Below are 14,476 nucleotides of genomic sequence, written 5' to 3' on the forward strand. Positions count from 1 at the left end.
AAACGGGTAATTCAATAGCCGTTTGTCAACGGTTGGTAAGTAATTAGTGATGGCTTATTTGCCGAATTTCTCCTGCAGGTTTTTCAGCATGTCATCCGTGATGGGTCCAGTTTTACGTTTTGGCGATTGCTGTGGACGCTTGAAATCGCGCGTATCCGGCTTGTTTTGCGCAGTCGCTGGGGCCGCCTTTTGGGGTGTGTCTGTTTTCTGCACGGCAGCACGTTGTTCTTTCTGCTTCGCACGGAAACGTTGCCATACCCTATCCAAGCATTTCTTGGTGTACAATGGGAAATCACCCTGCATCATCCATGAGTAATAGCTGGGCTCTACTGCAAACACTTCTTCTACCGGGCGCCCCTTATGTTTCCCAAAATTGAACACCTCCACCTCTTGTTCATTGAAAACCATTCTTCCTGCAAAATCCACCGGACGGCTCAGGTTTGTAAAACGGTGCAATGCTTCCACATCGTTGACCACGGGAATGGATTTTTTACCCAACTTGTCTTCCCATTCCATATCCTGGTAACGATCCAGCTGCGATTTCAGCACCTCGTATGTGGCTTTCACATCATCTTCTGCGCTATGGGCATTATCCAGTCTTTCACCGCAATAAAAACGATAAGCCGCTTTTAGTGTGCGCTGCTCCATCTGGTGGAAAATATTCTGTACATCCACGAAACACCTTCCCTCCAATGAAAAATCCACATCGGCACGGATGAATTCCTCCATCAACATCGGGATATCAAATTTATTCGAATTATATCCTGCCAGATCGGCATCGCCAATAAAATCAGCTATTTCCTGTGCCACATCCTTAAAGGTAGGTGCTTCCTGCACATCCTTATCGTATATGCCATGAAACATCGAAGATTCTAATGGGATGGGTATTTCTGGGTTTATTTTAAGCGTTTTCACCGCTTCATCATCACCCGGAGAAACCTTTAGGATGGAAATTTCCACAATACGGTCTTTAGATACATTTACGCCGGTGGTTTCCAGGTCAAAAAAGGCCAACGGACGTTTCAACTTAAGCTTCATGTTATTTTATTGTTTCGCGAAATGCTTTAGGTGTGGAATATGTTTAACTTACTTAGAAAAATCGGCTGAAGACAGCGATGCCTAGCAGGATACCGATTACCATGATTGCGTACAGCAATAGTTCATTTCCGGCGAATCGTTTGTACTTCGTCCAGAAACTATAGTCATCTTTCTCCGGGTGCTTGGTTTCCATCGTGCAACAAAGGTAGTAATTATTTTTTCCCTATCAATCATCCATTAATGTACCTACAAGTTGCCTAAATTTCCAAGCCGTTTGATCGCCTGTAGAACCTTGTGTTTGCTTCATGATGATACCGATAACGTGCTCTTTAGGGTCAGCAAAATACTGGGTATTGAAATACCCACCCCAAACGAAGGTGCCCTCGCTGCCCAAACCGCCTTTGGCCACGCCTTGCGGGCTCAGGACACCGAAAGCCAAACCATAGTACTGGTCTCCATCACCGAATAGGTTACCGGTTTGGTTGGCCATCATGCTGGCGATGGTGGTGCGGCTCAGTATCCTCACGCCATTCAACTCCCCACCATTGAGGTACATCTGCAAAAAGATGGCATAATCCTTAGCCGTGCTGGAAAGGCCAGCTCCACCTGAAAAGAATGTCCTGGCCCCTTTGATGGGATAATCTGTATCATAAAACGTTATGGGATAATTGGCCCATTTGCCTTTTTCTTTATGCTGGATAGCCACCAACCGTTCTGCCTTGTCATTGGGTAAGTAAAACCACGTGTCATCCATACCAAGGGGATCAAATAGGCGTTCCCGCAAAAACTGATCAAAAGGAACTCCTGAAATCACTTCCACGAAATAGCCCAATACATCCAATCCCATACTATAGGTAAACTTCTCACCTGGATCATGATGAAGGGGTAATTTGGCCAGCTTTTTAACAACATCGCCAATACTTACATCCTTGGTGGTAAAAAGATCCGTGGTGCCTGCTTTTTCATAGATTAGCTTCATCCGCTCATCCCCATCAATTACCCCATAACCTATACCCGAAGTGTGTGTAAGCAAGTGCCTAATGGTGATCTCCTTATTTGCCGGGCGGGCGGTAAAGCCGGTATCCGCATACCTAAATGACTGCAGCACCTGGGGGTTTTTAAATTCGGGGATATATTTGGAGATGGGATCGTCGAGCTGGAATTTACCTTCTTCCCAAAGCATCATCACAGCCGTGGAGGTAATGGCTTTCGTTTGCGAAGCGATACGGAAAATGTCATCCCTTTGTTGTGCTCTCCCCTTTTCAACATCTGCGATACCAAAGGCTTTGTGGTAAATAATTTTGCCGTTTCGTGCTATCAAAGCCACCGCGCCCGGGATTTCCCCATCCGCAACGGATTTTTCCAACATCGCATCGATCCACTTCAGTCGATCCTCGGAAATGCCAACACTACTTGGAGAAGCTTCCAAAACCGGTGGGGATTTTTTATGCGATTGGGTCTGGGCATTTAACATACATGCCGTCACGGCGAACAGGAGCGTCAAAAAGGTTTTCATAATTGTTTTTTTCTGTGAGGCTAACATAAACATTTTTTTTACAAAGTTTAGCATGAACTCACGTCCATATGCATTTACTCAATCCAATTTCTTAAATTCGCCACGAAAACACCAAGGAGAACATAGGCATAGATGCAACTCACTAAGCTCGAAATAAAAGGCTTCAAAAGTTTTGGCGACAAGATTACCATCCATTTCAACGAAGGGGTAACGGCTATCGTGGGCCCTAATGGTTGCGGTAAATCCAACGTCGTGGATGCCATCCGATGGGTATTGGGTGAGCAAAGCACGCGCATGCTTCGTTCGGAAAAGATGGAAAACATCATCTTCAACGGCACCAAAAACCGAAAGGCCGCGAACCTTGCCGAAGTGTCCCTCTCCTTTGACAACACTAGGAACATCTTACCCACGGAGTTTTCGCAGGTAACCATTACCCGCAAACTGTACCGTAGCGGTGAAAGCGAATATCGACTTAATGACGTGAAATGCCGGCTTAAGGACATCACTGACCTATTCTTGGATACCGGTATCGGGGCCGACTCCTACTCCATCATCGAGTTAAAGATGATTGACGAAATCATCAACAACAAAGACAACTCACGCCGCAATCTTTTTGAGGAGGCTTCTGGCATATCCAAATATAAAGTACGTAAAAAACAGACACTCACCAAGCTGAGGGACACCGAAACCGATCTAGAGCGTGTGGAAGACCTGCTTTTCGAAATAGAGAAAAACCTCAAGACACTCGAAAACCAGGCCAAGAAGACCGAACGGTATTACCGGCTCAAGGAGCAATATAAAACCATTAGCGTGGCATTGGCCACCTACCGTATCGCTCATTTCAGTGAATCATTGGCCAAACTGGATGAGCAGGAACTGACACAACGTACTGAACAGACCCGCATCGCTACCGAAATTGCCAAACAGGAGGCTCTACTCCAACAGTTGAAACAAGATAGCCTCACCAGGGAGAAAAATCTGGCCATGCAGCAAAAGGTCACCAATGAGTATGTGGGTAAAATACGCGCTTATGAAAGTGACAAAAAAGTAAAAAACGAACAGCTCCGCAATCTGCAGGATAAGGAAGCCCGCCTCAGCAACGAACTGGCACAGGACCGGCAGCAGCTCAACCATGTGCTGTACAACATCAAACGGCTCAATGAGGAACAACTGGAGGAACAAAACAAACTGGACGGCATCACCACTGGATTGGAAAAGCAGAAGGCCGAAGTAGATGAATTGCGGGGGCAACTACAGACAGCTAAAAATAAAGTGGACGTTACCACCCGTCAACATAACGAGCTACAAAACGAAATCTATAAGCTGGAAAAGGAAATTGCGGTACTACGCATCCAGCGCGATGCGCTGGAGCAGGAAGGCTTACGCAATGTGACGGATACCGAATCGAAAACTACGGAGCTGAACCAGTTTAATGTCATTGTGGCTGAGCTGGAGGGTAAAACTGAAACCCATCAACGGGAATATGACCTTGCTGTGCAGTTGGAAAATGAATTGCAACAACAAATGGGCGAGACAGAAGCAACCATCCAGTCGCTCAAAGACGAACTCAGTACCGATAACCGGCAGCTTGATGCCAAGCAAAATGAGTATAACCTCACCAAATCATTGGTAGACAATCTCGAAGGTTTCCCTGAATCCATCCGTTTTTTGCGCAAAAATGCCGGGTGGAAAAAACAATATCCCTTGTTTTCGGATGTGCTATTCTGTAAGGAAGACTTCCGCGTGGCCATCGAAAATTACCTCGAACCAATCATGAACCACTATGTGGTACAGCGACAAGAAGAAGCCGTGCAGGCTGTGCGCTTGCTAAGTGATGCCGCACGCGGAAGGGCTAATTTCTTCATCATCGATGCAATAGGTAACCTGCCCATACCGCATCCCATACCGGCACCCAACGACGACCTGATTTCCGCATTGGACATCATCAGCGTGGAGGAACAATACCTGCCGCTATGCCGTATATTGCTACATAATGTATTCCTACTTAAATCAGACAATGAGCAGGAACTGGAAAACGCGCTGCCTGATGGTGAAATGATCATCCTCCATAAAAGTGGCAAATTCAGCAAAAATAAATTGGGCCTCTCCGGTGGATCAGTGGGACTGTTTGAAGGCAAGCGGATTGGTCGGGCCAAAAACCTCGAAAACCTAGCCAAGGAAACCAAATCACTGGGACAGCATATCAGCACCCTGCAAAATCGTCTCACAGAAGAAATCCAACGGCTGGGCAGCCTGAAGGGCAGCTCTAAAAAGCCTTATATAGACGAGCTGAGCCAACAGCTGAATAGGCTCGACCATGAATTGATATCGGTGAAGACCAAGCAGGAACAATACCAAGCATTCATTACCAATAGCCAAAATCGCAAACAGGACATCGAACAAAAGATGGCCAGCATTTCACAAGAGTTGGTGGCTGCCGAACCTCGCTTAGAAACGCTCATTGCCGAAAGAGAAAGCCATGCTGCCGTGTTGCAAGAATTGCAAGCTGCATTTCAAGGGTTGGCAGAGGTGCTCACGGAAAAATCCTCTATCTATAACCAAGAGAATATCCGTTTCCATCAACAGCAAAACAAGGTATCAAGTATCCATAAAGATCTGGAATATCGCGAAAGCCTACAAGAAACCTATGAAAACCGGATAGCCAAAAATAATACCGAATACGAACAGGTGCGGGCCGACATCAAGGATACGCTCCAGCATGTAGACGATTCAGACGAAGACCTTATTGCGATGTATGCCCAAAAGGAAGCTTATGAAAAAGGGCTGCAGCAGGTGGAGGAAGACTATTATACGTCGCGTGGGAAAATCAACGAAATCGAAGAGCAGATCAGCCAATTGCGTAGGCAGAAGGACAACACCGACCTGTTGTTTGATGAATTGCGTGATAAAAAAACCAACCTAAAACTGGATCTCAATACCCTGAAGGAGCGGCTATCTGTAGAGTTTTCCATTGCAATAGAAGATCTCCTCGAAACAACACCCGAAGAACCGCAGGAAGATGAAGAAACTTTGCGCCTAAAAACGGAAAAGCTACGCAGGCAATTGGATGATTTTGGCAGTATCAATCCTATGGCTATGGAGGCTTACCAGGAGATGAACGAGCGATACACCTTTATCATCAAGGAGAAGCAAGATCTGCTGGATGCAAAAAATTCACTTCTGGAGACGATACAAGAGATAGACAACACGGCACGTGAAAAATTCATGGACGCCTTTACCCGCGTACGCGAAAACTTCATCAACGTATTCCGCTCGCTATTCAACGAGGAAGACTCGTGTGACCTGATCTTGAGTAACCCCGATAATCCCTTGGAATCTGACATCGAAATCACGGCCCGCCCTAAGGGAAAGCGGCCACTTTCCATCAACCAGCTATCCGGCGGAGAAAAAACACTGACAGCTACCGCCCTCCTTTTCGCACTATACCTGCTCAAACCCGCACCGTTTTGTATCTTTGATGAGGTGGACGCACCATTGGACGATACGAACATAGACAAATTCAACAACATCATCCGTAAATTCTCAGACCAGTCGCAATTCATCATCGTATCGCACAACAAACGCACCATTGCCAGCACCGATATCATCTATGGGGTGACCATGGTGGAGCAAGGTATATCGCGCGTGGTGGCCGTAGACATGCGAGAGGTGGCTTGATTAATTGTATCGATTGGCGTAATCAACCGGCGACAACCCCGCTATCCGCTTGAACACGTCCCGGAATGCCTTAGGGTCAGTATATCCTACATCATACATTACCTCAGCAACGGTTTTACGGCCGGTCTCCAGCTGTTTCTTTGCTGCTTCTATTTTGACCCGTTGGATGTATTCCACAACGGTATTGGCCGTGATTTTTTTAAACCTGCGCTCGAACGTACGCCGTCCAATCCCGAAACGATCGGCCAAACCATCAACCGTCATTCTATTTTGATAGTTTTGCTCAATATGTTCCTGAATAGCCAATACCAAGCTATCGCCATGGTCTTTTTGCCCTTTGAAGACACTGAACGGCAACTGACTGTTTTTCTCGATATCCAGCAGAAAGAATTTAGAGGCAATGATGGCCATTTCCCGACTGGTGTATTTTTCAACCAAATATAAGAGCAAGTTCCAATAGGTACTAGCCCCGCCACTTGAATATAAGCCCTTTTGATGCGTGATTACCCGATCATCGGCCAATTGCACGGCTGGGAAACGAGCCCTGAATTCATTGGCAAACAGCCAGTGGGTAGAACATGATTTCCCGTCAAGCAGTCCTGTAGCAGCCAGTAGGAACGACCCGATGCACAAGCTGGCCACTTCTGCCCCTTTTTGGTACTGCTCTACTATCCAAGGAAAATATGCTTCGTTCTGCTTGAGGGCCTCGTCAATATCACCACTGATGGCGGGGATGATAATGAGATCGGTCTTGCCTACCTCATTGACCAAGGCATCGGTATGGATGGAAACAAGCCCATCATTCAATTTCACCTCCTTGGTGAGCCCTACGGTCTGCACGTCGAAAAAGGGTCGATGTCCGGCGGTTTTGAAAAAGCCATTGACAGCCGAGAACATGTAACGGGGGTCGACCACTGCCGCGGGCACCGCCGTATTGGGAACGAGGATACTTACTTTCTTCATGCCCACAAAGGTACGGCAAACAGTTGACGCAATCAACCCGTCACTTTGTCGTTTTTACACCATATCACCTAATGAAAATGACCGTATATTCGCGCAGATCTAACTTCGGACATAAAATCCATACAGATGAAAGCAGCTACAAATACCTTAAGGATATGCAGCCAAGGACACCAGTACCATAAGAGCAGCGATTGTCCCACGTGTCCCATTTGCGAAGCAGCGCGAAAACCAAAGGATGGTTTTCTCTCCCTGATAAGTGCCCCAGCAAGACGCGCCCTCGAAGGCGCCGACATCACCACATTGGCCAAGTTATCGGCATATAGCGAGCGTGAGTTATTGGCCATGCATGGTGTAGGCCCTAGCACCATACCTACACTCCGCAGCGCCCTCGCAGCACAAGGATTGTCCTTTTCGGATCATCAATAGCAACGTATACAATCCACGACATTATGGTAACTATCACGAAAAATAACAACAAAAAAGTATACCTACTGAAACTTCCATTTGGCAATCGCTTTCCTATAGGGAGCCAAGGCATCCCACAATCGTCTGTTAGGGTCTTTTCCTCGCTCTCCACAATCGATCACTTCACATGATTTGCAGAAACGGGCGTATAAACCAAAAGCCAATATAACACGAAGTAAGGTCTTGTATTTCAAAAGAAAATAATCCACGTAAACATGTCCCCAAATTTCTACGACAAACGAGTTATCCGTAATAACCAATGGTTCTCCCTTCTCTAACAGATAATCTTCCTTAATCCATACGACCAGCAAATCAACTGATTCTTCTGGTTGCATATCCACCGCCTGTTTTAATGCCATGTCATTAACGATGCCCACAAGTCCATCATTAAAAATAACCTTCACCTGATTACCACCGATCGAATAATACTTTTCCATTTTGCAGCACAAAGATAGCCCTCCTTTTTAAATGGAAAGGTCGGAAATATCTGTGTTATCCGTTGACCTTCAGCCGTTGCCTTACCGCTTCATATAAGGCTACCCCAGCCGATACCGACACATTGAGCGAGGCAATCTCACCAGCCATTGGAATTTTGGCGAGGTGGTCGGCAATACGGATAAGGTCGTCAGCGATACCATGCTCTTCCGAACCAAGTATGAATGCCGTGGGCACGGTATAATCAGGCAGGTACAGATCGCTGTCCGTCTTTTCCGTGCAAGCCACCAATTGGATGCCCGACTCCTGCAGGAATTTGGCGGTCTTAGACAAGCTATCTTCCCTGCATACATTAATTTTAAAGAGGGCGCCGGCAGAAGTCTTTATCGCATCAGGGTTGATTTCCGCCGCCCCCTTTTTCGGAACAATGACGGCATGCACTCCAGCACATTCAGCTGAACGTGCAATAGCGCCCAGATTGCGCACATCGGTGATGCCATCCAATATCAATAGCAGGGGTACCTCGCCCTTTTCATAAATCAAGGGGATGATGTCTTCTACTCGTTGGTACGTGATGGGCGAAATAACGGCAATAACACCCTGATGGTTTTTGCGTGTAATGCGATTGAGTTTTTCTATCGGCACCTGCTGAAAGCTGATACCATGCTGAGTGAGTACTTGCTTCAATTCTAGGAACAATGCTCCACCCAACCCACGTTGCACAAACAAGGATTCGATTTCCTTGCCGCTATCTATCGCTTCGATGACTGCCCGGATACCAAATACCATTTGGTTGGTTTCCTTTTTCTCTTGGCGGTCGTACCGTCGGTAATGTTGCATGTAAATGATTTTGGGCGAAGTTACGGATTGTTGCGACTACTTACAATTTTCGCACAGCATCTCCCCTACTGACCATTTACACGGCCAAATACCCAAATGTTATACTAGCTGCCCGAGGGCCTCTTTACGAAAGCCATCCAGCTCAGCATCACGTCCTTCTCGGATCTTATTTACCCATTCCGGGTCGGCCAGAATGGCACGGCCTACCGCTACGAGGTCAAAATCGCCCCGGTCAAAACGCCGCAACAACTCGTCCAGGGTCGCTGGGGAAGAAGCTTCTCCCCTGAATGCCGCTAAAAACTCCCCAGACAGCCCGACAGAACCTACGGTAATACTGGCTTTGCCCGTCAGTTTTTTCGCCCAGCCGGCAAAGTTCAAGTCCGACCCTTCAAATTCAGGTTCCCAGAACCGGCGCTGCGAACAATGAAAAATGTCTACGCCTGCATCGGCTAGCGCATTCAGCCAGATATCCATCTCATGTGGGGTCTTTGCAAGTTTATTAGCAAAATCAGCACTTTTCCATTGGGACAAACGGATGATGATCGCAAAATCCTCGCCGACCCGTCTCCGTACCTCCTTAATGACGGCAATGGCAAAGCGGCTGCGTTCCAGCAGGGTTTTCCCTCCATAACCATCCGTCCGTTTATTCGTCACGTCCCAAAAGAACTGGTCGATCAGGTAGGTATGGGCCCCATGCAGTTCCACGCAGTCAAAGCCCAGACGTTTAGCATCGGCTGCCGCCTGTCCAAATGCGCGGATCGTATCAGCAATATCTGCATCGGTCATTGCTTTCCCATTTTGAAAATCAGCATTTTTATAGGGGGAAGGACCTTCAAAAGGTGTTGGGGGCAACCAGCCTGAATGGTGGTTTTCCATAATACCCATGTGCCAAATCTGTGGGCCCATGCTTCCATCTGCGGCGTGCACATCCAGGATTACCTGCTGCCAACCAGCCAATGCCTTTTCCCCATAAAAATGTGGTATATTGGGGTCATTGGAAGAAGAAGGCCTGTCAATGACCGTACCTTCCGAAAGGATAAGACCTGCTCCACCTTTTGCCCGGCGAGCATAATAGGCAGCGACTTCATCCGTCGGGACACCCCCAGGAGAAAAAGAACGAGTCATGGGAGCCATGACAATCCGGTTGCGGATACGTAAAGATTTAAGATGGAAAGGTTGAAAAAGCTGCTCTGCACTCATGTTGTACTAAATTTAAAGATAAATAATTTGACCGGGATCAGATGTCCGTTTGAATCAGTTTGCCCAAAGCTTCAAAAGCCTCTTCGTTCCGTTTGTAATAGGTCCACTGCCCTACCCGGGTCTGCTGCAGCAGTCCGGCTCTTTGCAGGATCGTTAGGTATTCGGAAACGGTGGATTGGGTTAAACCTGCTTTGGCCTGTATTTGACCTACGCACACTCCTTGCCCCTCAAAATCGTCGTGATCCTGTTGTTCGAAATGCTGTTCAGGCGCTTTAAGCCATTGCAGTATTTCCAGCCGGGTCTTGTTTGAAAGGGCTTTAAAAATTTCGAGCTGATCCATGGGACAAAGATATATCGGTTTTTCCCGAAATCCCAATAAATCTATTGTTACCGCAAATTCTTTACCGTGCGATTACATTTGGGGTGGGCGCCTATCCTAATATTTCCAGGCTTTTCGCGATAACACGAATGCAATCATCCAACTGTTCTTTGGTGATCACCAATGGTGGAGCAAATCGGATTTTATCACCATGGGTGGGTTTGGCCAAAAGGCCATTTGCTTTCAAAGCAAGACAAAGCGTCCATGCCGCATCGGTATCTACATGTTCGATAACGATAGCATTCAGCAATCCTTTTCCTCTGATTTCTTTGATATTAGAATGATTTAGTTGATGTAACTGTTCGCGGAAATATACCCCAAGCTCTTCGGCGCGCTCCACGAGGTTTTCATCCTTAATCACTTCCAATGCCGCGATGGCCACTTTACAAGCCAATGGATTCCCCCCATAAGTAGATCCATGTTCCCCGGGTTTGATGCATAGCATCACCTCATCATCGGCCAATACGGCCGAAATAGGCAATATGCCTCCGCTGAGGGCCTTACCCAATATCAAGATATCGGGACGAACACCTTCATGGTCGCAAGCGAGCATTTTGCCTGTACGCGCCAAACCAGTCTGGATTTCATCGCCAATGAAAAGCACACCAGCCTGCTTGCATAAATCATAAGCTTGGGCCAAATAACCGTCGTCCGGCACATACACCCCTGCCTCCCCTTGGATGGGCTCTACCAGAAACCCGGCCACATACGGGTCTTTTAATGCTGTTTCCAGCGCGTCTAAATCGTTGTAGGGTATTACCTCATAGCCCGGCATGAACGGTCCGAAACCCTCACGTGAAGCGGGATCCGTACTAAATGAAACCACGTTAAGCGTACGTCCGTGGAAATTGCCTTCCACCGTAATGATTTTGGCTTGATCGACTGGGATATCTTTCTTGTCATAGCCCCATCGGCGGGCTAGTTTTAAGGCCGTTTCCACGGCTTCCACCCCACTGTTCATGGGCAGTACCTTATCATAGCCGAAATATTCGGTGATATATTCGGCATACTCACCCAGCAAATCGCTATGAAAAGCACGCGAGGTCAACGTAAGTTTTTGAGCCTGCTCAATCAACGCGCCCACAATCTTCGGGTGGCAATGCCCTTGGTTCACCGCCGAATATCCCGAAAGGAAGTCATAATACCGATTTCCGTCTACGTCCCAAAGATATACACCTTCTCCCCTTTCCAATACAACCGGTAAGGGGTGATAGTTATGGGCACTGTATGCTAATTCTTTTTGAATAAATTGCTGAGTCCTGGAAGAATTATTGATGATTATTGACATGCGCCAAAGTTAATACTCTTTCCCTAAAATTGTTGCATTACCTATTTAATCTTGCCCTTATCGTCGCTTCAGCCAATTGGTTTGCGGCATTGAGGCCGGTGTAGTGCCTATAACTTTATTGGGGGCTAGGCATTATTTTTGCGCTTTTCTATCGAAAAGCGAGGTAACAGCAAATTTTAATAGCTATGCATAACAATAGATTTTTGAATAGGATATTAAGGGTAATCGGTTTGGCTATCTTGTCCATCCAACTATCAAATGCACAACACGACGTCCCTATTGGGGCCAACCTTGAAACGATCAAATATCCTTTCCCACCACACTACCTAACCCTGAATATCCAAGGCGAAACATTGAAACTAGCTTACATGGACGCCAAACCGCAAGCGCCAAACGGTGAAACCGTGCTGCTGCTCCATGGAAAAAACTTTAATGGAGCATATTGGGAGCAGACAGCAAAGCACCTTAACCAACTGGGCTACCGGGTAGTTATGCCTGACCAAATTGGCTTTGGCAAATCGTCAAAACCCAACCGCATCCAATATTCCTTCCAACTGTTCGCCATGAATACCAAAAGGCTATTAGACAGCCTTGGTGTCAAGGAAGCTCATGTATTGGGTCATTCCATGGGAGGGATGCTCGCCGTTCGGTTCGCGCTAATGTATCCGCAGGCTACCAAGACGTTGACCTTGGAAAATCCGATCGGACTGGAGGATTGGAAAACCGTGGTCCCCTACCAAACCGTGGAAGATTGGTATGCCGGAGAATTAGCGCAGACTTATGACAAAATCAAGAACTACCAACTCACCTTTTATTACGACAACAAATGGAAACCTGAATACGACCGTTGGGTGCACATGTTGGCAGGTTGGACGAACGATGTCGATTACCCCCGTATCGCATGGAACTCGGCGTTATTGTATGATATGATTTTCACGCAACCGGTGGTATATGAGTTTGGCAATATCAAAGCCCCCACCCTGCTGATCATCGGGCAGCGTGATCGCACCGCACTTGGCAAAGCCAAGGCATCCAAGGAAGTCCAAGAAACATTGGGAAACTACCCGGCACTTGGAAAAGCCGCCGCAGCGGCAATACCCGACGCTCAATTGGTGGAAATCGATGGCGTCGGGCACTTACCCCATATAGAAGCATATGAGCGGTTTATTGAACCACTGAAAAAATTTCTTCTCAGCAATTGAAAAGCCCAGCCATCGTCATTTGATTGTCTTTTTCAGGTAATGGTGTATTATCTTTAGTTAACATGTATTACTTTTGCTCACAGTGTTATTTTTTATTATAACGTAAATATCCATGGGGATTTTAGAGCGTAAACAACGGCAAATGGAGGAGACAAGGAACACTATCCTCGAACAGTCATGGCAAATCGTGGAGGAAGAAGGTTGGCAAGCGCTTTCCATCCGGAAGATTGCAGAAGCTATTGAATATAGCACTCCTGTGGTATATAAACATTTTGAAAGCAAAGACGCCATCATTGAAGAATTCACCAAACAGGGTTTTGGATTGTTGGCGGAAAAACTGAAAAATGCTAAGATACAACATGACCAGCCAGACCAGCAACTGATAGCCATCTCCCATGCTTATTGGAACTTTGCTTTCAATCATGCCAAACATTACCAAATCATGTTTGGCCTTGGCATACCCACATGCGAAATGATACATGGTATTGATGAAATGAAAAAGGTGAATGACTTAATGCTGTCTTCCATCGAATATGCCATAGAAAGTGGGAAGAACCTGGATGCCGATAGCCACCTCAAACTGCGGACTTTTTGGTCGATTCTACACGGCTTGGTAGCCATTGAAATGCTCTCGGCTAGAAATTGTGCTGATACAGCATTGCAAACCTTGGATGATGCGATGGAAGGATTTATCAAAGCACTCACAACCTGATACTGTCTTTGTTAGTAATTAATAATCATTAGTTAGCAATAAATAAAACACATAATAAATAAAACACATTAAGATTAAAATCATGCAATTATTAGATGCGTTAAACTGGCGCTACGCCACAAAAAAAATGAACGGCCAGCCCGTTCCACAAGAAAAAGTAGACAATATATTGGAAGCCGCTTATCTTGCTCCTACTTCCTCTGGATTGCAGCCATTCAAGGTTATTATTGTCACTGATGAAGCCATGAAGCGAAAAATCAGGGAAATTGCAAGTGACCAAAGCCAAATTACGGATAGCTCGCATGTGTTGATTTTTGCCGCATGGGACAACTATACCGTAGAGCGGATAAATAAGGTATACCAACACATTGAAACCGAGCGTGGGCTACCCGAAGGAACCTTTTCTGACTATAAGAACAGGATAACCGCATTATACACCAAACGTGCTGCCGAGCAGAATTTCGAGCATGCGGCACGTCAGGCATACATTGCGTTTGGCCTTGCCATAGCTGCCGCGGCTGAACTTCAGGTGGATGCCACCCCGATGGAAGGATTTGACAACGCCGCCCTTGACGAATTGTTGCAATTGCCTCAACAAGGGCTTAAAAGTGTAACGCTCTTACCCTTGGGTTACCGCGATTCGGAGAATGATTGGCTGGTGAATCAAAAAAAGGTGCGCACGCCCAAAGATGAATTCTTCTTACAGATCGCTTAATACCGATTTTACAATGACCCGATGGCCTTTGGATAGTTCACACTG

General features: G+C 46.6%; 14 protein-coding genes. 5 read left to right on the forward strand and 9 right to left on the reverse strand.

The features are described 5' to 3' along the window. Positions 1–54: 54 nt before the first annotated feature. From NF543_RS09145 to NF543_RS09155, 3 genes are read right to left on the reverse strand one after another with little or no spacing between them, the layout of a single operon-like run. Positions 55–1,038, reverse strand: coding sequence for a 3'-5' exonuclease (locus tag NF543_RS09145; protein WP_257667814.1), 984 nt, complete (start codon positions 1,036–1,038; stop codon positions 55–57). 52 nt (positions 1,039–1,090) lie between these two features. Further along, the gene (locus NF543_RS09150) at positions 1,091–1,231 is read right to left on the reverse strand and encodes a hypothetical protein (RefSeq protein WP_257667815.1); all 141 of its coding nucleotides are present in this window, start codon (positions 1,229–1,231) and stop codon (positions 1,091–1,093) included. A gap of 33 nt (positions 1,232–1,264) precedes the next feature. Beyond that, positions 1,265–2,554 carry a serine hydrolase domain-containing protein gene (locus tag NF543_RS09155; RefSeq protein WP_257667816.1) on the reverse strand — a complete coding sequence of 430 codons (1,290 nt, stop codon included), beginning with the start codon at positions 2,552–2,554 and terminating at the stop codon, positions 1,265–1,267. Between the two features lie 132 nt (positions 2,555–2,686). Here NF543_RS09155 and smc point away from each other — a divergent pair, with 132 nt between their 5' ends. Further along, on the forward strand, positions 2,687–6,232 hold the full coding sequence (gene smc / locus NF543_RS09160) for a chromosome segregation protein SMC (RefSeq protein WP_257667817.1): 3,546 nt from the start codon (positions 2,687–2,689) through the stop codon (positions 6,230–6,232). Here the strand turns inward: smc and NF543_RS09165 are convergent, their stop codons facing one another. Continuing rightward, positions 6,233–7,195, reverse strand: a complete 963-nt coding sequence (locus tag NF543_RS09165) for a GlxA family transcriptional regulator (RefSeq protein ID WP_257667818.1) — start codon at positions 7,193–7,195, stop codon at positions 6,233–6,235. It lies immediately after the preceding gene. A 126-nt stretch (positions 7,196–7,321) separates the two neighbouring features. Between NF543_RS09165 and NF543_RS09170 the strand changes: the two genes are divergently transcribed. After that, complete coding sequence (locus NF543_RS09170) at positions 7,322–7,621, forward strand: RNA polymerase alpha subunit C-terminal domain-containing protein (RefSeq protein ID WP_257667819.1); 300 nt, start codon at positions 7,322–7,324, stop codon at positions 7,619–7,621. Between the two features lie 62 nt (positions 7,622–7,683). Here NF543_RS09170 and NF543_RS09175 read toward each other — a convergent pair whose 3' ends face one another. The 5 genes from NF543_RS09175 to rocD all read right to left on the reverse strand — a co-directional run bounded on the left by NF543_RS09175 (position 7,684) and on the right by rocD (position 11,802). After that, complete coding sequence (locus tag NF543_RS09175; RefSeq protein ID WP_257667820.1) at positions 7,684–8,097, reverse strand: hypothetical protein; 414 nt, start codon at positions 8,095–8,097, stop codon at positions 7,684–7,686. A gap of 55 nt (positions 8,098–8,152) precedes the next feature. Continuing rightward, positions 8,153–8,935 carry a 23S rRNA (guanosine(2251)-2'-O)-methyltransferase RlmB gene (gene rlmB, locus NF543_RS09180; RefSeq protein ID WP_257667821.1) on the reverse strand — a complete coding sequence of 261 codons (783 nt, stop codon included), beginning with the start codon at positions 8,933–8,935 and terminating at the stop codon, positions 8,153–8,155. A gap of 99 nt (positions 8,936–9,034) precedes the next feature. Then, complete coding sequence (locus NF543_RS09185) at positions 9,035–10,135, reverse strand: NADH:flavin oxidoreductase (protein WP_257667822.1); 1,101 nt, start codon at positions 10,133–10,135, stop codon at positions 9,035–9,037. A gap of 37 nt (positions 10,136–10,172) precedes the next feature. Beyond that, the gene (locus tag NF543_RS09190; protein WP_257667823.1) at positions 10,173–10,475 is read right to left on the reverse strand and encodes an ArsR/SmtB family transcription factor; all 303 of its coding nucleotides are present in this window, start codon (positions 10,473–10,475) and stop codon (positions 10,173–10,175) included. 91 nt (positions 10,476–10,566) lie between these two features. Next, the gene (gene rocD, locus NF543_RS09195) at positions 10,567–11,802 is read right to left on the reverse strand and encodes an ornithine--oxo-acid transaminase (protein ID WP_257667824.1); all 1,236 of its coding nucleotides are present in this window, start codon (positions 11,800–11,802) and stop codon (positions 10,567–10,569) included. Positions 11,803–11,987: 185 nt separating this feature from the next. On the opposite strand from rocD, the gene NF543_RS09200 reads away from it, so the two are divergent. The 3 genes from NF543_RS09200 to NF543_RS09210 all read left to right on the forward strand — a co-directional run bounded on the left by NF543_RS09200 (position 11,988) and on the right by NF543_RS09210 (position 14,431). Further along, complete coding sequence (locus NF543_RS09200) at positions 11,988–13,004, forward strand: alpha/beta fold hydrolase (RefSeq protein ID WP_257667825.1); 1,017 nt, start codon at positions 11,988–11,990, stop codon at positions 13,002–13,004. Between the two features lie 112 nt (positions 13,005–13,116). After that, on the forward strand, positions 13,117–13,716 hold the full coding sequence (locus NF543_RS09205) for a TetR/AcrR family transcriptional regulator (protein ID WP_257667826.1): 600 nt from the start codon (positions 13,117–13,119) through the stop codon (positions 13,714–13,716). A gap of 82 nt (positions 13,717–13,798) precedes the next feature. Continuing rightward, the gene (locus NF543_RS09210) at positions 13,799–14,431 is read left to right on the forward strand and encodes a nitroreductase family protein (protein ID WP_257667827.1); all 633 of its coding nucleotides are present in this window, start codon (positions 13,799–13,801) and stop codon (positions 14,429–14,431) included. Positions 14,432–14,476 lie beyond the last annotated feature (45 nt).

This window comes from Parapedobacter tibetensis, assembly GCF_024704835.1.
Lineage (GTDB): Bacteria > Bacteroidota > Bacteroidia > Sphingobacteriales > Sphingobacteriaceae > Parapedobacter > Parapedobacter tibetensis.

Excerpts from the sequence above, each read along its gene's own strand:
- NF543_RS09145 (WP_257667814.1), bottom strand. The coding sequence starts at position 1,038 with ATGAAGCTTAAGTTGAAACGTCCGTTGGCCTTTTTTGACCTGGAAACC.
- NF543_RS09150 (WP_257667815.1), bottom strand. The coding sequence starts at position 1,231 with ATGGAAACCAAGCACCCGGAGAAAGATGACTATAGTTTCTGGACGAAG.
- NF543_RS09155 (WP_257667816.1), bottom strand. The coding sequence starts at position 2,554 with ATGAAAACCTTTTTGACGCTCCTGTTCGCCGTGACGGCATGTATGTTA.
- smc (WP_257667817.1), top strand. The coding sequence starts at position 2,687 with ATGCAACTCACTAAGCTCGAAATAAAAGGCTTCAAAAGTTTTGGCGAC.
- NF543_RS09165 (WP_257667818.1), bottom strand. The coding sequence starts at position 7,195 with ATGAAGAAAGTAAGTATCCTCGTTCCCAATACGGCGGTGCCCGCGGCA.
- NF543_RS09170 (WP_257667819.1), top strand. The coding sequence starts at position 7,322 with ATGAAAGCAGCTACAAATACCTTAAGGATATGCAGCCAAGGACACCAG.
- NF543_RS09175 (WP_257667820.1), bottom strand. The coding sequence starts at position 8,097 with ATGGAAAAGTATTATTCGATCGGTGGTAATCAGGTGAAGGTTATTTTT.
- rlmB (WP_257667821.1), bottom strand. The coding sequence starts at position 8,935 with ATGCAACATTACCGACGGTACGACCGCCAAGAGAAAAAGGAAACCAAC.
- NF543_RS09185 (WP_257667822.1), bottom strand. The coding sequence starts at position 10,135 with ATGAGTGCAGAGCAGCTTTTTCAACCTTTCCATCTTAAATCTTTACGT.
- NF543_RS09190 (WP_257667823.1), bottom strand. The coding sequence starts at position 10,475 with ATGGATCAGCTCGAAATTTTTAAAGCCCTTTCAAACAAGACCCGGCTG.
- rocD (WP_257667824.1), bottom strand. The coding sequence starts at position 11,802 with ATGTCAATAATCATCAATAATTCTTCCAGGACTCAGCAATTTATTCAA.
- NF543_RS09200 (WP_257667825.1), top strand. The coding sequence starts at position 11,988 with ATGCATAACAATAGATTTTTGAATAGGATATTAAGGGTAATCGGTTTG.
- NF543_RS09205 (WP_257667826.1), top strand. The coding sequence starts at position 13,117 with ATGGGGATTTTAGAGCGTAAACAACGGCAAATGGAGGAGACAAGGAAC.
- NF543_RS09210 (WP_257667827.1), top strand. The coding sequence starts at position 13,799 with ATGCAATTATTAGATGCGTTAAACTGGCGCTACGCCACAAAAAAAATG.